14 protein-coding genes are annotated in these 20,687 nt (G+C 74.2%); 2 read left to right on the plus strand and 12 right to left on the minus strand.

Annotated features, from left to right (window positions below; genetic code table 11):
- Positions 1-80: 80 nt before the first annotated feature.
- The 12 genes from ACIBBD_RS14525 to ACIBBD_RS14580 form a co-directional block, all read right to left on the minus strand.
- The gene (locus ACIBBD_RS14525) at positions 81-1,676 is read right to left on the minus strand and encodes an FHA domain-containing protein (protein ID WP_399419707.1); all 1,596 of its coding nucleotides are present in this window, start codon (positions 1,674-1,676) and stop codon (positions 81-83) included.
- A gap of 48 nt (positions 1,677-1,724) precedes the next feature.
- Entirely contained in the window at positions 1,725-3,071 is a 1,347-nt protein-coding gene (locus ACIBBD_RS14530; RefSeq protein ID WP_399419708.1) for a VWA domain-containing protein, read from the minus strand.
- A gap of 129 nt (positions 3,072-3,200) precedes the next feature.
- Positions 3,201-4,490: a PP2C family protein-serine/threonine phosphatase gene (locus ACIBBD_RS14535; protein ID WP_399419818.1), complete on the minus strand. Its 1,290-nt coding sequence runs from the start codon at positions 4,488-4,490 to the stop codon at positions 3,201-3,203.
- A gap of 534 nt (positions 4,491-5,024) precedes the next feature.
- Entirely contained in the window at positions 5,025-7,547 is a 2,523-nt protein-coding gene (locus ACIBBD_RS14540; RefSeq protein ID WP_399419709.1) for a tetratricopeptide repeat protein, read from the minus strand.
- Positions 7,544-8,869 carry a hypothetical protein gene (locus ACIBBD_RS14545; protein ID WP_399419710.1) on the minus strand — a complete coding sequence of 442 codons (1,326 nt, stop codon included), beginning with the start codon at positions 8,867-8,869 and terminating at the stop codon, positions 7,544-7,546. The genes ACIBBD_RS14540 and ACIBBD_RS14545 overlap by 4 nt, the downstream gene beginning before the upstream one ends.
- 60 nt (positions 8,870-8,929) lie before the next feature.
- A complete protein-coding gene (locus ACIBBD_RS14550) occupies positions 8,930-9,958 on the minus strand; it encodes a glutamate ABC transporter substrate-binding protein (RefSeq protein WP_399419711.1) in 1,029 nt (342 codons plus the stop codon).
- Positions 9,959-9,990: 32 nt separating this feature from the next.
- Positions 9,991-11,346: a hypothetical protein gene (locus ACIBBD_RS14555; protein WP_399419712.1), complete on the minus strand. Its 1,356-nt coding sequence runs from the start codon at positions 11,344-11,346 to the stop codon at positions 9,991-9,993.
- A gap of 185 nt (positions 11,347-11,531) precedes the next feature.
- Complete coding sequence (locus tag ACIBBD_RS14560; RefSeq protein WP_399419713.1) at positions 11,532-12,503, minus strand: N-acetylglucosamine kinase; 972 nt, start codon at positions 12,501-12,503, stop codon at positions 11,532-11,534.
- Positions 12,494-13,759, minus strand: coding sequence for a 6-phospho-beta-glucosidase (locus ACIBBD_RS14565; protein ID WP_399419714.1), 1,266 nt, complete (start codon positions 13,757-13,759; stop codon positions 12,494-12,496). The genes ACIBBD_RS14560 and ACIBBD_RS14565 overlap by 10 nt, the downstream gene beginning before the upstream one ends.
- Positions 13,760-14,003: 244 nt before the next feature.
- Positions 14,004-15,215 carry an ROK family transcriptional regulator gene (locus ACIBBD_RS14570; protein ID WP_399419715.1) on the minus strand — a complete coding sequence of 404 codons (1,212 nt, stop codon included), beginning with the start codon at positions 15,213-15,215 and terminating at the stop codon, positions 14,004-14,006.
- Positions 15,216-16,014: 799 nt separating this feature from the next.
- On the minus strand, positions 16,015-16,929 hold the full coding sequence (locus ACIBBD_RS14575; protein WP_399419716.1) for a hypothetical protein: 915 nt from the start codon (positions 16,927-16,929) through the stop codon (positions 16,015-16,017).
- Positions 16,926-18,095, minus strand: coding sequence for an SPFH domain-containing protein (locus ACIBBD_RS14580; protein WP_399419717.1), 1,170 nt, complete (start codon positions 18,093-18,095; stop codon positions 16,926-16,928). The genes ACIBBD_RS14575 and ACIBBD_RS14580 overlap by 4 nt, the downstream gene beginning before the upstream one ends.
- 137 nt (positions 18,096-18,232) lie before the next feature.
- On the opposite strand from ACIBBD_RS14580, the gene ACIBBD_RS14585 reads away from it, so the two are divergent.
- Entirely contained in the window at positions 18,233-19,456 is a 1,224-nt protein-coding gene (locus ACIBBD_RS14585; protein ID WP_399419718.1) for an arginine deiminase, read from the plus strand.
- Positions 19,457-19,623: 167 nt separating this feature from the next.
- Entirely contained in the window at positions 19,624-20,631 is a 1,008-nt protein-coding gene (argF, locus tag ACIBBD_RS14590; protein ID WP_399419719.1) for an ornithine carbamoyltransferase, read from the plus strand.
- The last annotated feature ends 56 nt before the right edge of the window (positions 20,632-20,687 follow it).

Here is a 20,687-nt window from a genome sequence, read left to right on the forward strand (position 1 = left end):
GCCGATCGCCGTGACTCCGATGGTCCTGCCGCCACCGATCGTCCGGACGCCGATCCTGATGGCGATCGACGGCGCCGGAATCAGCCCCGTCGGATCGTGATCGTCGTCCACGCGCCGACGTGGACCCGGTCGCCGTCCCGCAGCGGGACCGGCACGAAGGGCTGGATCGGTTCGTCCGAGCCGTTGACCGTCGTGCCGTTCGTCGAGTTCTGGTCGACGACCGCCCAGCTGCCGTCCGGTTGCTGCACCAGCACGGCGTGCTGGTGCGAGACGCCCGGGTCCTCCGGCGGCACCGACAGGTCGATGTCGGGGGTCTCGCCGGTGGAGTGGCGGCGGCGGCCGATGGTGATCTGGTTGCCGGTCAGCGTGCGCTGCTGCTCCGGCGAGTACGCGGGCAGGTTCAGGCCCGCGGCCTCGGGACCGGAGCGCTGCATCATCGCCATGAAGTACTCGCGGTCCGGGCCGATCGTCGCCGTCCAGGTCGCCGGCTGCTGCGGGAATGCCGGGCCGGGCGGGGGCGGCGCCTGGGTGGCACCGGTCTGCGGATGGCCGTAACCGCCGCCCTGGCCGCCGCCGGGACCGCCGGGCCCACCGGGGGCGTTGTGCGACGGCGGGGAGATCACCCAGTCGTCGTCGCCCCCGAAGCCGCCGGGGGGACCGCCCGGCTGGGGGCGGCCGGTCTCCTGCGGGTAGCGGGGCGGGGCGGGCGGACCGGACGGCTGGAAGGCCTGCGGGGCGCCGGGCGCCGTGCCGCCGGGCGGCGGGACCGGACGCGAGGGGTCGGCGCCGAAACCGGAGGGGCCACCGGGACCACCCGGGCCGCCGTGCCCCGAGGGACCGGCGCCCGGCCGGCCGGGAGGCCGGCCGCCGGGACCGGAGGGCTCGTGCCCGAAGGGCGGGGCGGGCTGACCGGACGGCTCACGCCGGAAGGGGTCCCCGGACGGGCCGGAGGACGGGCCCCGCCCGAAGGGGTCGCCGGGCGCACCCGACGGCTCACGCCCGAAGGCACCACCGGACGGGCCGGCGCCGGGACCGCCAGGACCACCCGGCCCCGAGGGCTCACGCCCGAACGGCTGGCCACCGCCCGGACCGCCCGGCTCACGCCCGAACGGCTGCTGCGCGCCGCCCGGACCCGAAGGCCGCGACGGATCACCGCCGAAGGGCGGGCCCGGCGGGATGGGCTCGGCCGGGCGGTTCACCTGGGAGGGACGGGAGCTCTGGTAGTCGAAGGAGTCGCTGCCGCCGAACGACGGGGGCGGCTGGAACCGCGCACCGGGGCCACCCGGACCACCGGAACCCGCACCCGGACCACCGGGACCCCCCGGACCCGCGCCGGGACCACCGGGCCCCGGGGGCACCGGGCGCGGGGCGGCCGGGGTGTACGAGGTCGCCGTGTTGGTCAGGAAGTTCCACCGGCACTCCTCGCAGAACGGCGCACCGCCCTCACGGGGCGTACGGCACTGCGGGCACAGCTCGGGCTCGGCGTTCGGTGCCGCGGACGGATGACGGCCGTCGGGACGGCCGCCCGGGCCGGGCGGGGGCGGCGGGAAGCCGTACCCGCCGCCGGCCGTCGGCGGCGGGGGAGGGGGCGGCGGTACGGCACCGGCCATGCGGTGACCGCAGACCTCGCACCAGTCGTCGGAACCCGACTGGTGTCCGTTCGGGCAGGTCGGCATGTCGGCGCGTCCCCCTTTCCTTCGGTGTCCTACTAGGGTCCTACTAGGTCACTTCTTTACACGAACAGTCTTTGTGGACCGGGTCTCGAGGGTCATCTCGTCCGCCTCCGCGACCTTGGCCTTCAATCGCACAGTACCTGTCGTGGCATCGACCACGTCCACCACCTTCGCAAGCAGTTTCGCAGTATCCGCGTTTCCCGAGGCGCTCGCGAGCTGCACGGCCCGGCCCAGTTTGGCCGTTGCTCCATCCATATCGCCCGCTTTGCGGAGATCGAGGCCTTGTTGGATGACCTGGGCCAGTTCGGCCTGCCCTGTGTAGTGCGCGACCTGAGGATTGAGCGAGGTGGAGGCGGCCATGTCGTCGGTCCACACGGCCCGTATCAGCCCCTGGGCGCCCAGGTTCTGGACCGTGCCCCCGGGCTCCGGGATCACCAGCGAGACCCGGGCGGCCAGCATCTCCTGCCCGATGTGGGCGGCCGGGACCTCCACGCACACGTGGTAGTCGCGGGACTCGTCGCCCCAGGAGCCGGTCGGGTAGTCCCCGGAACGCGGCCCGGACTCGGTGCGCCGCTCGGTCAACTCCTCGACGGTCGGAGCGACTTGCTTGACGAACTTGATGCTGGTGCCCACCGGGGTCCACAGCCGGAGGGCGACGTCCGCGACCTCCTTGCCCATCGCCGTCTCCATCATCTGCGTGAAGTCGGCGGCGAGGCCGGCCGGGTCGGCGACGATGTCGGCGGTGCCGAGCAGGGCGGAGGCTATCCCTGTGACTTCTTTCACTTCCCAGTCGGTGCCCACGCCGCGGGCGTCACAGGTGAAACGGCCGGCGCAGGAGTCCAGGGAGGCCTTGAGGTCCTGCGGCGACTCGTGCTCGTTGCGGCCGTCGGTGAGCAGGATGCCGTGCCGGATGGCGACGTCGGCGGTGGCCAGCAGCCGGTCGGCCAGGCGCAGCCAGGTCCCGATCGCCGTGCCGCCGCCCGCGCTGAGCCGGCGCAGCGCCTGCTTGGCCTGCTCGCGGGTGGTGGCGTCGGCGACCGCGAGGCGCCCGCCGCCCGGGTAGACCTCCTTGGCCACGTGCGTGCCGCCGATCACCGCGAAGTGCACGCCGTCGCGCAGGGTGTCGATGGCGGCGGCCGTGGCGTCCCGCGCGTTGCGCATCTTGGTGGGCGGGTAGTCCATCGAACCCGAGCAGTCGACCATGATCGCAACGGCGGCGGACGGGCCCTGGCCCGGCGAGTAGAGGTGCGGTGCCGCGACGGCGCTGCCGACGGTGCCGCCCCCGGTGGCGGTGACCGTCACGATCGCGTTGACCTCGCGGCCGCCTTCCGGCAGGTACTCGTTCTGGTAGACGTCCACCGAGAACTGCGGCACGTTCGACTTCGAGAAATTGGCCATGCCTACTCACATCCCCCTAGGAACCCCACGGTCGTGGGGTGATGACGGTGGGCGGACCGGTCCCCTCCGGTCCGCCGCTGCTTCCCCGTGCACGACGTGTGCGAAGCGTGCGAGGCGCTGCGCGCGGCCTCAGGCCGATCCTGCCCCCTGCGCGGGGGCGGGGAACGGCAGGACCGCCACTGTTACGTTGTCGTGCCCGCCGCCGTCCAGGGCGTGCCCGACGAGCACCCGGGCGCCGTGCAGGGGGCGTACGGCGGCGTCGAGGGGGAGTGCCTCGGCCATCTCCTCGGCCCCCTCGGCGTAGTTCCACAGGCCGTCGGTGCACACGACCACCGCGCCGGGGCGGTCCGGCTTGAAGGAGGTGGTGTGCGGCTCCAGTTCGTAGGCGTCGGCGCCGAGCCAGCCGGTGATCGCGTGGGCGCGGTCGTCGGCGTAGGCCTCCGCCTCGCTCATCAGGCCCGCGGCGACCATCTGGGCGGCCCAGGAGTCGTCCTCGGTGAGCCGGGCCGGGGGTGAGCTGCGGTCCGCCGGGACCCAGTAGACGCGGCTGTCGCCGACCCAGCCGACGACCAGCAGGCCGGCGGTGACGACCGCGCCGACGAGGGTGCAGGCGGGGGCGTTCTGGTGCGGGGCGTGTTCGCGGGCCGTGGCCGGCTCCTCGGCGAGGGCGTTCACCGCGTGCGAGGCGGCGACGATCGCGTCGTGCATGGCCTGCTGCGGGTGCGTGCCCTGCGGCAGGGCCGTCAGCAGCGACCGGCTCGCCGCCCGGGACGCGGCGAGCGAGGCGTCGTCCGGCCGGGTCGCGGAGGAGACGCCGTCGCAGACGATCGCCACGAGCGCGGGCGAGCCGTCGGGCAGCGCGGTGTGGCCGATGCCGAAGGCGTCCTCGTTGCGGTGGTGGCGCAGGCCGCGGTCGCTGACGGCGGCGACGGGGCCCGACTCCTGCTCCATGTGGTCGCGTTCGCGGGGCTGGGCGTGCCCGCAGTTCTCGCAGTAACCGTCGTCGTCGACCCGGCCCGCGCGGCAGGCCACGCACACCTTGCCGCTCTCGGATACCGCGGCGGCCTCGGCGGCCACCCGGGGGTCGGGCGCCTGCAACGGATACTCCTCGGGCTCCGCCGGCCGGTCGAAACGAACGCCGGGGGCGGGGGGTGCGGGGGAAGGGGGAACGGCCGGGGTACCGGGGGGCACAGGCCCACCACCAGGAGGCACGGGAGCCCCGGGCGCGCCGGGGGACACGGGACCGCCCGGAGGTACGGGCTCACCACCCGGCGGTACGGAACCGCCACCCGGCGGAACATGGGCCGCCGCCGCGGGCGGCACCGGCGGAGCAGCAGGGGGAAGAGGCACACCGCTCCCGCCGGGCGCCGGGGACGGCGTACCGCCGAGTCCCGGACCGGGCGTGAGGGCGCCGCTCATGCCGGCACCCGCAGTCGGCGTGCCGCCGAAACCCGGGGCCGGCGCGGGGCCACCGCTTACGCCCGCTCCGGCTGACGGCGTACCACCGAAGCCCGCGCCGGGTGCGGGAGCACCGCTCATGCCCGCGCCGGGCGCGACAGCGCCGCCCGGGCCCGCGCCCGGAACCGGCGTGCCGCCGAAGCCCGCGCCGGCCGTGGGGCCACCGCTCACGCCCGGAGCCGGCGTGCCGCCGAAGCCCGGGCCGGGCGCCGTGGCGCCGCTCATGCCCGCGCCGGGCGGGACGGCGCCGCTCATGCCCACCCCCGGAGGCGGTGCGGTGCTGATGTGCTGGCCCCACGGGGGCGCACCCCGGGTCTGCGGGCCCGGTGTCGGGCCCGAGCCGTTCATCGTGAGGGTCGGGTGGTCGTGCGGGTGGGGCGGGACGGCGGACAGGTCGTATCCGCACGCTCCGCAGAAACGGTCACCCGCGTCGAGCGGCTCCGCGCAGCTCGGACACGTCGGCAGGGCGGCCTGCCGGGGCATCTGGGACATCAACTACACCCACGTCCGGGGGCGGTAACGATTGGCACGTTCCACCAGGTCGATCCTCTCCTCACCGCCGGTCGCCAGCCGGGCCAGCGTGCGGTACGAACGCTCCAGTCCGAAGCGGAGCCCCCGCTCGTCCAGGTCGCTGCCGAGCAGCACCCGCCGGGTGCCGGGGACGACGCCGTGGCCACCGGAGAGTATCCAGTCCAGGGCGCTGCCGAGGACCTCCGCGGACAGTTGCTCGCGTCGCGTCGCGTCCAGCCCGTACGCGTCCAGGGCCTCGACCTGCGCCGCGGCCGCGGTGAGGTCCTCCAGGAAGGGTACGTCGGAGGCGGCCGCCGTCCGCTGCCGGAGCCGGGCGCGGACGGCCGCGACCCGGGCGCCGGTGTAGTGGATGGACGACTCCGGCACCGACTCCAGCGTCCGTACGGCGCTTCTGCGGTCGCCGGCCGCGAACTGGACGCGGGCCAGACCGAATGCGGCGCTGACATAGCTCGGGTCGGTCGACCACACCAGCCGGTAGTACTCGGCCGCGTTGTCCAACTGGCCCAGCACCTCCGCGCACAGGCCGAGCGCCAGCTTGGGCGCGGGCTCACCCGGGAAGGCGTCGTAGATCGCGTCGAAGGCGAGCGCGGCGCCCTCCTCGTCGCCGGTCACCAGCGCGGCCACGCCCCGGTACCACACGACCCGCCAGTCGTCGGGCCGTTCGCCCTCCAGCTTGGTCAGGGACATGAGGGCGGCGTCGGAGTCGCCGTGCTCCAGCCAGGCGCGCACCTGCCGCAGCCGGGTCTCGACCGAGGGCGCGGGCGCGGCCGCGAGCGCGGTGATCAGCTCGGTCGGCGCGGACGCCAACAGGCCCGCCAGGAAACCGGCGTTGGGATCGCCCGGGTCGACGTGCGGAACGGGCAGCGCGAGGGCGGCGGCGGGGGCGTTGACGGGCCTGACCAGCCCGGCGGTGGCGACGGCCGGCGTGGGGACACCCGCGCCGGCCGTCGCCCGGGGCGCCCTGACCGGCCGTGCTCCCAGCCGCGACACCTCCCCGTCCAGCCGGGGGAACAACTCCGTGTCGGTGACCTTCACCTCGGGCCCGAACAGCGTCGACAGCGCGGGCCGCGCCCGTCCGCTCTGCAGCGAGACGACCTCGCGCAGCACGCCCGTCAGCTGCTCCGCCATCTCCTGCGCGGAGGCGAACCGGCGGGCCGGGTCGGGGTCGGTGGCGCGGACCAGGAGCCGGTAGAAGGACTCGTACCGGCGGAAGACCTCGATGGTGTCCGGGTCGGGCAGCGAATCGACGTAAGCGGTGGTGTAGCCCTGGAAGTCGAAGGTGAGGACGGCGAGGGTGCGGCCGACCGTGTAGAGGTCGCTGGCCACCGACGGGCCGACCTCCGCGACCTCCGGCGCCTGGTAGCCGACCGTGCCGTAGATGGCCGACTCGTCGTCGTCCATCCGGCGCACCGCGCCCATGTCGATCAGCTTGAGCTGGTCCTCGGTCTGGATCGCGTTGTCGACCTTGAAGTCGCAGTACAGCAGGTTGCGGCTGTGCAGATGACCGAGCGCCTCCAGGGCCTCGATGCCGTACGCGCACGCCTGCTCCACCGGCAGCGGGTCCCGCTTGCCCTCGGGCGTGCGGCGGGCGTTGGCGATCTCCTTCAGGGACTTGCCGCCGACGTACTCCATGACGATGTAGCCGTCGAGCGAGCCGGTGCGCTGGTCGAGGTGTTCGACGAAGTTGTAGATCCGCACGATGTTGGCGTGCTCGATCTCGGCGAGGAAACGCCGTTCGGAGATGGCCGCGGCCATCGCGTCCTGGTCGCCGGTGTCGAGGAGGCCCTTGAGGACCACCCAGCGGTCGGAGACCGCGCGGTCCACGGCCAGGTAGATCCAGCCGAGTCCGCCGTGCGCCAGACAGCCCGCGACCTCGTACTGGCCGTGGACGACGTCGCCGGTCTTCAGCTTGGGGACGAAGGAGTACGGGTGGCCGCACTTGGTGCAGAAACCCTCCGTGCGCCCCGGCCGGTCACCACGGGAACGGCCCACCGGCGCACCGCAGTCGGAGCGCGAGCAGAACCGCTTGCGCTCGGGCACCTCGGGGTTGTCGAGGACCATCGCGCGCGGGTCGGGCTTCGGTACCTGCGGCACCGTGACCAGACCCACGCCCAGCCGGGCGCGCCCGGAGGAGCCGGCCGTCGAGCCGGAGCTGCGCACCGACACCGAGCGGCCCGTCGACGTGCCCGACAGCGAGCGGGAGAGGCGTCCCGACACCGAGCGGCGCGACTTCGACGACTGCGAGGACGTGCGCGAGCTGCGGGCGCTGCGCCCGCTGGGACGTGAACCGCCGCTGCCCGCCGAGCCCCTGCCGCCACCGGTCACCCCGGTGGGGAGCGAGCCGACCAGCCCTCCCCCAGAGGAGGGACCCCCAGCCGCGACGACCGGGGCCAGGCCACAGGTGTCGCAGTACAGCTCACCACCGCCCACGTCCTCGTACGACCCGTCACAGCCCGGCCGCTGGCACGGCTGCCCTGCCTGACTCATGACCTCGACTCCCCCCTGTGGTCCTGAGGACCGCCCTGCTCCGACACCCGTGGCGCGGTGAGCAGTTCGGCGGCCGCCTGCTGGTAGCGCAGGACGGCCTGTTCGGCGACGCGCAGGTCGCAGGGCGCGCTCCACAGCATGCGACGGGCCGCGTCGTACCGCTCGACGAGCAGCGGGTCCTCCGCGAGGCCGTGCCGGGCGACCTTCGCCTTGTAGGCGTCGAGGCGGCCGCGCAGCTCGGCGCGGACCGCCAGCGGCGCGGTGACCGCGGTCAAGGACTCGCGGGCGCGCAGCAGTTCGTCCTCCGCCTTCTGCTCCAGGGACTCCAGCAGCGGGGACAGCCGGTGCCACTGGGCCTGCCGGCGGTACTCGGCGGCCGTCGCCAGCTGCTCCTGGAGCGCGGTGGGCGGGCCGCTGACGACCGGCACCTCCGTCGCCGCGATCTTCGCGAGCACCTCGCCGCGCGCCGTCCTCGCCTCGGCGAGCGTGCGGTCCGCGCGGCTGAGCACGTCCCGCAGTCTCACCAGGCGCTTCTCGGCGTCCTGGCGGACCGTCAGGACCGCGTCGATCTCGCGGCGCACCTCCTCCAGGGCGCGCGCCTCACGGTCGTAGACCGTGGTGTCGGGGCGGCCGCCGCCCGGCGCCGAACTGCCCTGCGCGGGCACCCAGAACGCCAGCGGGTCGGACACCACCTGCTCGCGCAGCCGGGTCAGGGTGCGCGTGATGCGCTCCAGGTCATCGCCCGCCGGGTGCTCACCCGGGCGTACGCCGACGGAGTGCGCGAGCTGCCGGGTGCGCTGGAGTTCCGCGGCGAGTAAATCGATCCGGGCGGGCAGCGCCGACCACACCGCGTCGGCGGCGACGACCATGTCCAGCGACGAGGCGTACAGCTCGTTCATCCGGTCGACCAGCCCGGTGAGCGAGAGGCTCTGGCTGAGCCGGCCCGAGCCGTGCGGCGCGGGCGCGCCCGCGAGCGCCGAACCGGCGACCGTGACGGACTCGCCGCGCAGCAGTTCCGTCAGCTCCACCAGGTCCTCACGGCTGGACCAGCGGCGCCGCGAGCGGATCCCCCGGGCCGAGCGCAACGCGTCCGTGTAGGCGTCGAAATACGCCCACAGCAGCGTGATCGACGCCTCCGTGTCCGCCCAGCGTTCCCTGGTGACGCCGGTGAGGTCGGCACCCTCGAGGAGCCTGCGGCCCGCGTGGTCCTGGAGGGCCAGCAGCGAGGTCTCGATCGCCTCGTGTTCCTGGCCGAGCCGCGCCAGCGCACGGTCCACCTCGTCCCGGTCCATTACCGGCCCGGGGGGTCCCGTGACGCCCATCGATCACCTCTCGCTGCTGTGTCGGTCTCTCGCGCGGTCCGCCGTCTGTCCGTCGGTCCGTCACCTCGTGCGCAGGTACTGCGGCGCGGGCGGTGTCGAGGTCGCCGCGTTCTCACCCAGTGTCGCCGACAGCCACCTGTCGTACGACGCCTGCCAGCCGTCGGCCCGGTACTGCACCAGGATCTGGTTGACCCGGCGTACCAGATCGTCGGCGTCCTTCTTCATCGCCACTCCGTAGTACTCGGTCGTGAACGGGCTGCCCTTGAGCTCCACCGTGGGATCCTGGGCGGCCTGGCTCGCCGCCAGCGCGCCGTCGGTGACGACCGCGTCGGCCTCGCCGAGCTGCAACCGCACCAGGCAGTCCAGCTGGTTGGGCACCGTGGCGGAGATGTCGGTGGTGGCGGGCAGCCTGCCGCTCTCGCGGTCGCCGGTCAGCTGGGTGTTGGCCGTCGAACCGGTCGCCGTGCAGACCTTCTTCTTGGCCAGCGTGCCGTTGTAGCCGGTGATCGTCGAGGACTTGGGCGCGAGGACCGTCTGACCCGTCCTGAAGTACGGGGCGGAGAAGGCGACGTCCTTGATGCGGTCGCAGGTGATCGTCATCGTGCGCACGACCATGTCGACCCGGCCCTCCTGGATCGCCGGGATGCGCTGGTTGGTCGGGATCGCCTTGAACTGCACCGCGTCGGGGTCGCCGAGGATGTCCTGGGCGATCCGGCGCACCAGGTCGATGTCGAAGCCCTCCAGGGCGGCGCCGGTGGTGTTGGGGTCGCGGTAGCCCCAGCGGTAGCTGTTCTGGTCGACGCCGACGATCAGCTTGCGCTTCTCGCCCTGCCGGGCCTTGATCGCGGCGATCGTCGGACCGTCCGCGGCCGACGGCGACAGCGTCTGCTTCTCGGGGGCCTCGCACGTGGAGTCGGCCGCCGGTGTGCCGTCGGCGACTCCCGGGCCGCCGACGCCGGTGCTGCCGTCGCCCTGGGACTGGGTCCACGGCAGCAGCAGTGCGAAGGCCAGCGCGAGGGCGCAGACGACGGCCATGGCACCGACTCCGCCCCAGCCCTTCAGGCCGGCCCGTATCCGTCGCGCGAGCATCGTCACACCCCTTCCCACCGGTACGCCCCCTTTCACCGGTACTCCGACAGCCTGCGGCCGATGCCGAGGACCGCGCCGGCCGCGCCCAGGACGGCGAGGACGGCCGCGCCCAGCGGCAGGCCGCCCATCGCGTCCAGACCGTCGCCGGCCGCCTTCCTGAACTCGTTCTGCTCGTGCGTCAGCGCGCTCGCCAGGTTGTCGTCCACGCTGTCGAAGCACTCGCCCGTCGCGCCCTCGCCGCCGATCACCAGGGCCAGCGCCTGCTCGTAGTTGCCGTTGTCGTCCTGGGCGCGGGCCGCGGTGTGGCGCTTCTTCCACTCCGCCATGTTGCTCTCGGCCTGCTGGAGGGGCCGGCCGCCCGCGGTGTCGTCGGCGAGCCGCCGCGCCTCGGAGAGGCCCTTGGCGAGGGCGCCCATGTCCGCGGAGAAGTCGTGGTCGTACGCGTCGACCGTCTCGGCGCCGACCTTCACGGTCTCGGCGCCGCGGGCCACCAGGGTGAGGTTCTCGTTGCCGCGGGCCTTGAGGGAGGCGATGCGGGCGTCGTGCAGGACGTTCAGCGAGCGGACGCCGTGGTCGTAGGACTCGAACAGGCTCGCCCGGGCCACGCTGTGGCCGATGACGAGCCAGAGGAGGACGACGGTGGCGGCCGCGGTGGCCGCGACCAGGCCGTGGTTGAGCACACGGTGCGTACGGCGGTAGGTGCGGTGCTGGGCCCAGGCGAGCGCGGCCAGCGCGAGGACGCCCAGCGCGATCGCCGCCCACGGGTAGGGCGTGGCGTCCGCGTAGTCGTCCCGCAGGCGCTGGTTCTCCTTCTTGTAGAGGTCCTCGGCCGCCGGGAGCATCTCCTGCTGCATCTTCTGGTTGGCGTACCGCAGGTAGGCGCCGCCGACCGGGAAGCCCTGCCGGTTGTACGTACGAGCGCGCTCGACCAGGCCCTTGTACTCCGGCAGCAGCTTGTTCAGCTTCGTGATGGCCGCCGCGGAGGGGGAGCCGGGGTCGGAGTTGTTGGCCGCGGTGACGAGTTTGGCGGCGGCCGTGTCGATGCCGTCCTCATAGCGCTCGCGGGACTCGGCCGTCTCCTGGCCGCCCGCCAGGAAGCCGCTGGACGCCGCGGTGTTGGCGTCGGCGAGGGAGCGGTAGATGTCGGCGGCGGCCGTGCTCAGCGGCTGGCTCTTGTGGAGTACGTCGTCGGCGGCGGCCGCCCGGTCGGCCGTCTGCCAGGCCGTGACGGCGCCGAAGCCGACGACGAGGAGGGCGAGGAGGGCGCCGATGATCCGGAGGCGGCCCGGCTCGGTGGTGGCGGCGGCCCGCACCTGGTCGACGCCCTCGGCGAAGGCCGTCCGGCGGCCGGGCGGCGGTGCGGTGCTGGTCGGTGCCGGGTGTGCCACGTGTCTGACCTCCCCCATGGTCATCTGTCGGCGCAAGTATCGCCGCTGGGGGCGGTTCCGCGCACCGGGCTTCACTGGATCTTGATCAGATCGCAGTCGCCCCTGCCTATGAGTACGCCGCGGGTGTGTGTTCGGTTCCGTGTGACGGCCTCGCGAGCCGCGGGCCCGCGCGGGGGCACGCGCGGTCAACCCGCGAAGTACGCCCGTACCTTGTCCTGCGCTGCGGGGTCGGCCCCCACCCGGTCCAGCCCCAGCAGCGCCGCCCCCAGTACCGGCCTCTCCCGTACCACCCGCGCCACCGCCTTCGGGGCGCGCGATGCCAGCAAGTCCCGCACGCTGTCGTCCAGTTGTGCATGCCCCGCCGTCAGGACACCCCCGCCCAGCAGCACCGGCGTCTCCTCCTCCAGCAGGTCCAGGCGGGTCAGGGCGACCGTCGCCATGGTCACCACCTCCTCCGCCAGGCGGTCGACGATCGTGCGGGCCACCGGGTCGCCGTCGGCGGCCGTGGCGAAGAGGACGGGGGGCAGCTCGTGGCGGCGGGCCGGGGGGAGGTGTCCGAGGTGGAGGGCCTCGATCAGGGCGTACATGGACGGCAGTCCGAAGCGGGCCGGCAGGGTGTGGGCCAGTGCCGTCGGGCCGCCCCGGCCGTCCTCCGCCCTGGCCGCGTGCCACAGGGCCTCCTCCGCCAGGCCCCAGCCGCCGCCCCAGTCGCCGGAGACGCGGCCGAGGGCGGGGAAGCGGGCGGTGCGGCCGTCGGGGCGCATGCCGACGCAGTTGATGCCGGCGCCGCAGACGACGGCCACGCCCCGGGGCGCGGCCACGCCCGCCCGCAGGATCGCGAAGGTGTCGTTGCGGACCTCGACGGACGAGCCCCACGCGCGTGCGCGCAGGGCAGCCGTCAGCCGTTCCTCCTCGACCGGCAGGTCGGCGTTGGCCAGGCAGGCCGAGACATGGGCCGCCGAGGTGACGCCGGCGGACGCGTACGCGCGCGTGACCGTGCCGGCGAGGGCGTCCAGCGCCGGGCCGACGCCCACCGTGGGCGGGCGGAAGCCGCCGCCGCGGGCCGTGGCGAGGACCTCCCCGTCGGCCGCCACCACCGCGACGTCGGTCTTGCTGTTGCCCGCGTCGATGGCGAGGACGCTCGCGGTCAGGCCCACGCGAGGTGCTCCCGGTTGTGTGCGATCAGCCGGTCGGTGAGGGTGTCGGCGTACGCGTACTGGCCGACCAGGGGGTGGGCGAGCAGGGCCCGGAAGACGCGGTCGCGGCCGCCGCGCAGGGCCGCCTCCAGCGCCAGGTCCTCGTAGGCCGTCACGTGCGCCATCAGGCCCGCGAACAGCGGATCCGGGGGAGCGACCGGCAGCGGGGTGGCACCCCGCGGGTCCACCGCCGCCTGGACCTCGATCACCGCGTCGTCCGGGAGGAAGGGCAGTGTGCCCCGGTTGAGGGTGTTCACCACCTGGTAGGGGCTGCCGGACCCGGTCAGCAGCGCCGCCGCCAGGTCCACCGCCGCCTCCGAGTAGTAGGCGCCGCCCCGCTGGGCCAGCAGCGCGGGCTTCTCGTCCAGGGCCGGGTCGCCGTACATCCGCAGCAGTTCCCGCTCCATCCGCGCGACCCGCGCCGCCCGGGACGGCTGCGTGCGCAGCTCCCGTACGACCTCGTCGTGCGCGTAGTAGTAGCGCAGGTAATAGGACGGGATTACGGACAGGCGGTCCAGGAGGGCGCGGGGCAGGTGGAGGTCGGAGGCGATCGTGTCGCCGTGGTCGGAGAGCAGCTTCGGCAGGACGTCCTCGCCCTCGGGGCCGCCCAGGCGCACCCCCGTCTCCCAGGTGAGGTGGTTGAGGCCCAGGTGGTCGAGGTGGATTGCGGACGGGGAGACGCCGAGCGCTCCGGCGAACCTGCGCTGGAAGCCGATCGCCACGTTGCACAGCCCGACCGCCTTGTGGCCGGCCCGGAGCAGGGCGCGGGTGACGACGCCGACCGGGTTGGTGAAGTCGATGATCCAGGCGCGGGGGTTGGTCCGGCGGACCCGTTCGGCGATGTCCAGGACCACCGGGACGGTGCGCAGCGCCTTGGCCAGGCCGCCCGCGCCGGTGGTCTCCTGGCCGACGCAGCCGCACTCCAGGGGCCAGGTCTCGTCCTGCTCGCGGGCCGCCTGGCCGCCGACGCGCAGTTGCAGCAGGACCGCGTCGGCGCCGTCGGCGCCCGCGTCCAGGTCGGAGGTGGTGACGACACGGCCGGGGTGGCCCTGCCGGGCGAGGATGCGCCGGGCCAGGCCGCCGACCAGCTCCAGGCGTCCGGCCGCCGGGTCGACGAGGACCAGCTCCTCCACGGGGAGCGTGTCCCGCAGGCGCGCGAAGCCGTCGACGAGTTCGGGCGTGTAGGTCGAGCCTGCGCCGACCACGGTGAGTTTCATGGGGAGTTCAACCCTTCGCTCCGGTCGGGGTGGGGCCCTCGACGAACGCCTTCTGGGGGAGGAGGAACACGAGGATCACCGTGTACGTATGGGCATGACGGGCCTCCCGGGGACGGGGCAGGGCGGTGAGGTGGTGAGGCGAGGAGGGGGGACCGCGGGGTGGAACAGGCGGTGAGGGGGGGGAAGAGGGGGGGGCGGGCGGAGGGGGTGATGACGTGAGGAGTGGGGGAGTCGCGGGGGTGGGTCAGCGCGAGGTGTCGAAGACCTCGTCGCGGGTGGCGGCCAGCGCGCTCTCCAGCGCGCCGCGCAGCACGGGGTGTTCGGTGACGTCGCCGACGACGAGCTTCGGCCGGGAGGCGGCCAGTTCCTCCAGCTCGGCCTGGACGAGGGCGCGCAGCACCTCGCCGCCGGCGGTCAGGCAGGCGCCGCTGAGGACGACGAGTTCGGGGTCGAGGACGGAGACGAGGGAGGCGAGACCGGTCGCGAGCCGGGTCGCGTAGGTGCGCAGCAGCAGCCCGTGCAGGACGGTGTCCTCGGTGGCGGCCCGCCGGACGAGCGCGGCGGCGACCTCGGCGTACGGACCCGAGGGGATGTCGGTCATGCCCAGCTCCCGGGCCAGCCGCGGGATGGCCTGGGAGCCGGCCAGTTCCTGGTAGCCGCCCCTGTTGGCCTTGGTCACCTGCCGGACGAGGGGTGCGCCCGGAACCGGCAGGAAACCCACCTCTCCGGCGCCTCCGGTCCAGCCGCGGTGCAGCCGGCCGCCGAGGACGAGGGCGGCGCCGAGACCGCCCTCGTTCCACAGCAGCACGAAGTCGTCGTGCCCGCGGGCCGCGCCGAGCCGCTGTTCCGCGACGGCGACCAGGTTGACGTCGTTGTCGTACTCGACCGGCATCGGCAGCGCTGCGGCGAGGTCGTCGAGCAGCGTGGGGGAGTGCCAGCCGGGGAGGTGGGAGGCGTAGCGCAGCCGGCCGGTGGTGGGGTCGAAGGCGCCCGGCGTGGCGACGACCAGCCGCCGCACGTCGTCCCGGGTCAGGCCCGCCGCCTTCACCGCGCCGTCGAGCGCCTCGGTGACCTGCCGTACGACGGCCCCGGCGCCCTTCCTGCCGGGTGTGGGCACCTCGTGCGTGCCCACCGTCCGGCCGGTGACGTCGGCGACGGCGGCGAGGACGCGTTCGGGGGTGACGTCGAGGCCGGCGGCGTGGGCGGCGGCCGGGTTCACCTCGTACAGCTGGGCGTTGGGGCCGGGGCGGCCCTCGGTGGTGCCGGTAGCCAGAACCAGTCCGGCCGCCTCCAGGCGGGCCAGGAGCTGGGAGGCGGTCGGCTTGGACAGGCCGGTGAGCCTGCCGATCCGGGTGCGGGACAGGGGGCCGTGCGCCAGCAGGAGGTCCAGGGCGGCGCGGTCGTTCATGGCGCGCAGGACGCGCGGGGTGCCCGGCGTACCGGCGGTTCCTGTCACGGTGCACACCTGCCTTTCGGCTGCCCGGCTCCTCAGCGGCGTCGGCGGGGACTCCGTCCGGAGCCACTGTTAGGAAGGTTTCCTGTCTGCTGGAGGGAACCTAGACCCACCGCGGGAGGCAGTCAAGGCTCGGCGGGGCCGCTGCGTGGGGCCCCGCGGGGCCCGGAGCGGGCTCACGTCCCGCGCGTCGTGACCGATCCGCGAGGAGGAGTACGGCAGTGGGGGGGGGGGGGGGGGGGGGGGGGGGGGGGGGGGGGGGGGGGGGGGGGGGGGGGGGGGGGGGGGGGGGGGGGCGGGGGGGGGCGGGGGGGGGGGGCGGGGGGGGCGGGGGGGGGGGGGGGGGGGGGCGGGGGGGCGGGGCCCCCCGCGCCCCCCCCCCCCCCCCCCCCCCCCCCCCCCCCCCCCCCCCCCCCGCCTCCCGCGCAAGCCCGCGCCCCGACACCCCCCCAGCCGCCACGCCCCGGCCCGCACGAGCGGAGCGCTGCGCGGGCGCGCCACCCGGCCCCACCCCCCGGCTCCCCGCTGTTGCCGCTCACGCGAGCTCACTCCCACCAGGCGCAGCCCGCTCCCCGCGCTCCGCAGCCCCCGCGACTCCCCACGCCCCCGCGACTGCCCAGGCCACCGGTGCCCGCCGCGTCGGCGCAGGCACGCCCCGGCCCGCGGCCCTCGTCGGCACAACCCCCACCCACCTCCCGAAGCCGCCGCCGGCCGACCGCACTCACAGGCGCACTCAGCCCACCTGCACGGCCGCACTCAGCCCACCTGCTCGGCGCACTCAGGCCCACCTGCACGGCGGCACTCAGCCCACCAGCCGCAGCCGCTCCCCGCACACCCCCACCCGCACCGTCTGCCCCCACGTCAGCTCCACCGCGTCGCTCTCGATCCCGTCGCCGAAGGCGATGAGCCGCTCCGACTCGACGGTGAGCGTCAGCCGCCCCCCGGCCGCCAGCTCCCCCGCCACCAGCGAGGTCCCCGTTGCCGGGGACGGCCACGCCTCCCGCACGAACCACAGCAGCCGCCGCTCCGACGGTCCCGGCAGCCGCAGACCGCCCCCGCCCCGGATTCCGCCCCGCTCCTGCCACACCGACCGGATCCACCCGGTCGCCCCCGTCCCCGTGCCGACGAGCACCCCGGAGGAGGCCTGGGCCTCGACGACACCCCCGTCGTCCTCGAGGCCCAGGCGGTACCGGGCGGTCTGGTGACCGGCCGCGCCGAGGTAGATCTCGTTGAGGGCCACCAGCCGCTGGGTGTCGTCGGCGACGGCCTCCACCATGGTCAGCTCGTCCACGCCCGTGCCGGCCGCGAGCACCGAGGGCAGGAGCGCGGCGGCATCCCCCGGCCGGTGGCGGACCAGGACGCCCGGATTGCGTCCGGGGTCCGTGTCGACGCCCACCACCGGCTGTCCCGCCAGGTACTTGGCGACGTTCGCCACCAGCCCGTCCTGCCCGACCACGATCACCACGTCCTCGGGCGCGAACAGGAACCGGTCCAGGTCGGAGCGTTCCACCGAGGTCCGGCGCCAGGTGAGGGGGATCGCCGCGGTCACCTCGGCCAGCGCCCGTCGCGTGCGGCGGTGCCGTTCGGCGACCTCCTCGATGTCCCGGCCCCGCGAGGCGAGGAAGAAGGCGGCCTGGCCGTGCGTGCCGTGCCGGGCCACCAACTCCTCGTACTCGGTGGTGCGCCGCACCAGCACGGCCCGCGGGGCGAGGCTCACTCCCGGTGCCCGGCGCCGAGCCTGGCCAGCAGCCCGGTCAGCACGTCCGGCGAGATGGTCACGCTGTCGATGTGCGGCAGGTTCTCCGCGAGCCGCGTGCCGGTGAGGGCGTGCAGGGTCGCGACATCGACGTCCGCGTGCACCCGCAGCCAGGCCGCCTGCGCCTGGGCCCGTGCCTCGCCCACCTCGCGCGCCGCCTCCGCCTCCGCGCGGGCGAGTCGGACCGTGCGCGCCGACTCCGCCTCCGCCAGCCGCTCGGTGCGCCGCGCCTCGGACTCGGCCAGCCGGACCTGCCGGTCCGCCTCGGCCTCCGCCAGCTTCACCGCGCGCGTGGCCTCCGCCTGCGCCAGCTGCACGGACCGGGCCGCCTCGGCCTGGGCCAGCCGGACCGTGCGGGACGCCTCGGCCTCCGCCCGTACCTTGTCCGCCGCCGCGCTCTCCTCCGCCTCACGCCGGGTGTTCGTCCCGCGCTGCTCGACCAGCCGTTCCTCGCGCCGGGCGAGTTCGATTCTGCTGGCCAGTTCGTTCTCGGCGATCGTCCGCTCCCGCTCGACGGCCACCGCCCGCCGCTCGTACGTCGCCCGGTCGGCCTCCTGCTGGATCTGCTCGCGGGCCGGGGTGCGCAGCGCCCGCTCCACCTCGGGCTCCGGCCGCAGCGCGACGACCCGTACGGCGACCACCTCGATCCCCGTGGCCGGCAGTCGCGGCTCCGCCGCCAGCCCCGCCGCCACCCGCTCGCGGACCGCCGTCACCCCGTCGACGAGCGCCGCCGACAGCGGCGTACGGGCGAGCACGTCCAGCGCGTGCTGCTGCGCCGTCTCCGTCAGCAGGGTGCCGAGCTGTTCCAGGGGCGCGCCCCGCCAGGCCCCGGTGTCGGGGTCGATGGAGAAGTCGAGGCGGGCGGCGGCCAGGGCCGGGTCGCTGATGCGGTAGGTGACCGTCGCCTGCACCGCCACGTCCTGGAAGTCCGCCGTACGGGCGTGGAAGGTCATCGCCAACTCGCGGTCGTCGACCGGCACTTCGGAGAGCGCGGCGGTCAGCGAGCGGAACCAGAAGCTGAGCCCCGGCCCGTCGTGCGCCAGCTTGCCGGAGCGGTGGTGCCGGATGTGCGCCGTCGGGGCGCCCCGCAGATGGCGCAGGCCCAGACGCCTGGTGATGTCGGCCATGAGGTCCCCCTCGTTCCTAATTCTCGTCATTGAGACGATAAGTGGAAGGCGGGCTTGTCGTCAAGGGGACGAAAACAAGGTGGGCGGAATCGGTCGGGCAGGGGGTGAAGGCGGTCGTCGATGGTCAGGATGGAGGCATGGGATTCCATGTCGACTCCGAGGCCGGGCGGCTGCGCCGCGTCATCCTGCACCGGCCGGATCTCGAGCTCAAAAGGCTCACCCCCAGCAACAAGACGGCCCTCCTCTTCGACGACGTGCTGTGGGTGCGCCGGGCGCGCGCCGAGCACGACGGTTTCGCGGACGTGCTCCGCGACCGCGGCGTCGCCGTCCACCTCTTCGGCGACCTGCTCACCGAGGCCCTGGAGATCCCGGCGGCCAGATCACTCGTCCTGGACCGGGTCTTCGACGAGAAGGAGTACGGGGTGCTCGCCACCGACCACCTCCGCGCCGCCTTCGAGAACCTGCCCGCACCGGAACTCGCGGAGCTCCTCGTCGGCGGCATCACCAAACGGGAGTTCCTGGAGGCGCATCCGGAGCCGACCTCGGTCCGCTTCCACGTCATGGAACTCGACGACTTCCTCCTCGGCCCGCTCCCCAACCACCTCTTCACCCGCGACACCTCGGCCTGGATCTACGACGGCGTCTCCATCAACGCGATGCGCTGGCCGGCCCGGCAGCGCGAGACCGTGCACTTCGAGGCGATCTACCGCTACCACCCGCTCTTCCGTGCGGAAACGTTCCACGTCTGGTCCGAGGGGCAGGCCGACTACCCCTCCACCATCGAGGGCGGGGACGTCCTGGTGATCGGCAACGGCGCGGTCCTCATCGGCATGAGCGAGCGCACCACGCCCCAGGCGGTCGAACTGCTCGCCCACAAGCTGTTCGCCGCCGGCTCGGCCGAGACGATCGTCGCCCTCGACATGCCGAAGCGGCGCGCCTTCATGCACCTGGACACCGTGATGACGATGGTCGACGGCGACACCTTCACCCAGTACGCGGGCCTCGGCATGCTCCGCTCGTACACCATCGAGCCGGGGGTGGGCGAGAAGGAGCTGAAGGTCACCGACCATCCGCCGGAGCACATGCACCGCGCGATCGCCGCCGCCCTCGGCCTCAGTGAGGTCCGCGTCCTCACCGCCACCCAGGACGTGCACGCGGCCGAGCGCGAGCAGTGGGACGACGGCTGCAACGTGCTCGCCGTCGAGCCGGGCGTCGTCATCGCCTACGAACGCAACGCCACCACCAACACCCACCTGCGCAAGCAGGGCATCGAGGTGATCGAGATCCCCGGCAGCGAGCTGGGCCGGGGGAGGGGCGGGCCGCGCTGCATGAGCTGCCCCGTCGAACGGGTGGCCGTATAGCGCGCCGGACGGTCGCCCACCAAGACAGCGCCGGAGGGTCGCCCACCGCGACAGCGCGCCGGACGGGTGCCTCAGGGGGGCGGGGGCTGCATAGAAATGCCGAATGTCGTATAGACTTCCAAGGTTCCCTGTCACTGCATGTCCTCACCGCATCTCAGGAGCGCCCCATGGCGACAGTCCCGACCGCCCTCGCCGGCCGCCACTTCCTCAAGGAGCTGGACTTCACCCAGCAGGAGTTCCGCGGCCTGATCGAGCTGGCCGCCGAACTCAAGGCCGCCAAGAAGGCCGGGACCGAGACGCGGTACCTCAGCGGCAGGAACATCGCGCTGATCTTCGAGAAGACCTCGACGCGCACCCGCTGCGCGTTCGAGGTCGCCGCCGCCGACCAGGGCGCCTCGACCACCTATCTCGACCCGTCCGGCTCGCAGATCGGCCACAAGGAGTCCGTGAAGGACACCGCGCGGGTGCTCGGCCGGATGTACGACGGGATCGAGTACCGCGGGGACAGCCAGCAGAAGGTCGAGGAGCTGGCCGCCTTCGCCGGCGTGCCCGTCTACAACGGCCTCACCGACGACTGGCACCCCACCCAGATGCTCGCCGACGTGCTCACGATGACCGAGCACAGCAGCAAGCCCCTGGAGGAGATGGCCTTCGCCTACCTCGGCGACGCCCGCTTCAACATGGGCAACTCCTACCTGGTCACCGGCGCCCTGCTCGGCATGGACGTGCGCATCGTCGCCCCCAAGACGTACTGGCCGGCCCAGGAGGTCGTCGACCGCGCCCGGGAGCTCGCCGAGACCAGCGGGGCCCGCGTCACCCTCACCGAGTCGCTGGAGGAGGGCGTGCGCGGCGCCGACTTCGTCGCGACCGACGTGTGGGTGTCCATGGGCGAGCCCAAGGAGGTCTGGGACGAGCGGATCACCGCCCTCGCCCCGTACGCCGTGACCATGGACGTCCTGCGCGCCACCGGCAACCCGGACGTGAAGTTCCTGCACTGCCTGCCGGCCTTCCACGACCTGGGCACCAAGGTCGGCCGTGAGATTCACGAGACCCACGGCCTGGACTCCCTCGAGGTGACGGACGAGGTCTTCGAGTCGGCCCACTCGGTCGTCTTCGACGAGGCCGAGAACCGCCTGCACACCATCAAGGCCGTGCTGGTCGCCACCCTCGCCTGAACAGCGCTTATCCTGTCCGGCGGCCCGGAGCCACCCCTTCCGCGGCCGCCGCGCGA

It is taken from the genome of Streptomyces sp. NPDC051315 (assembly GCF_044455165.1).
Taxonomy (GTDB): domain Bacteria; phylum Actinomycetota; class Actinomycetes; order Streptomycetales; family Streptomycetaceae; genus Streptomyces.

What these genes read in the sequence shown, in the direction of transcription:
- ACIBBD_RS14525 (WP_399419707.1), bottom strand. Translation starts at nt 1,676, where the DNA reads ATGCCGACCTGCCCGAACGGACACCAGTCGGGTTCCGACGACTGGTGC.
- ACIBBD_RS14530 (WP_399419708.1), bottom strand. Translation starts at nt 3,071, where the DNA reads ATGGCCAATTTCTCGAAGTCGAACGTGCCGCAGTTCTCGGTGGACGTC.
- ACIBBD_RS14535 (WP_399419818.1), bottom strand. Translation starts at nt 4,490, where the DNA reads ATGAGCGGCGCCCTCACGCCCGGTCCGGGACTCGGCGGTACGCCGTCC.
- ACIBBD_RS14540 (WP_399419709.1), bottom strand. Translation starts at nt 7,547, where the DNA reads ATGAGTCAGGCAGGGCAGCCGTGCCAGCGGCCGGGCTGTGACGGGTCG.
- ACIBBD_RS14545 (WP_399419710.1), bottom strand. Translation starts at nt 8,869, where the DNA reads ATGGGCGTCACGGGACCCCCCGGGCCGGTAATGGACCGGGACGAGGTG.
- ACIBBD_RS14550 (WP_399419711.1), bottom strand. Translation starts at nt 9,958, where the DNA reads ATGCTCGCGCGACGGATACGGGCCGGCCTGAAGGGCTGGGGCGGAGTC.
- ACIBBD_RS14565 (WP_399419714.1), bottom strand. Translation starts at nt 13,759, where the DNA reads ATGAAACTCACCGTGGTCGGCGCAGGCTCGACCTACACGCCCGAACTC.
- ACIBBD_RS14580 (WP_399419717.1), bottom strand. Translation starts at nt 18,095, where the DNA reads ATGGCCGACATCACCAGGCGTCTGGGCCTGCGCCATCTGCGGGGCGCC.
- ACIBBD_RS14585 (WP_399419718.1), top strand. Translation starts at nt 18,233, where the DNA reads ATGGGATTCCATGTCGACTCCGAGGCCGGGCGGCTGCGCCGCGTCATC.
- argF (WP_399419719.1), top strand. Translation starts at nt 19,624, where the DNA reads ATGGCGACAGTCCCGACCGCCCTCGCCGGCCGCCACTTCCTCAAGGAG.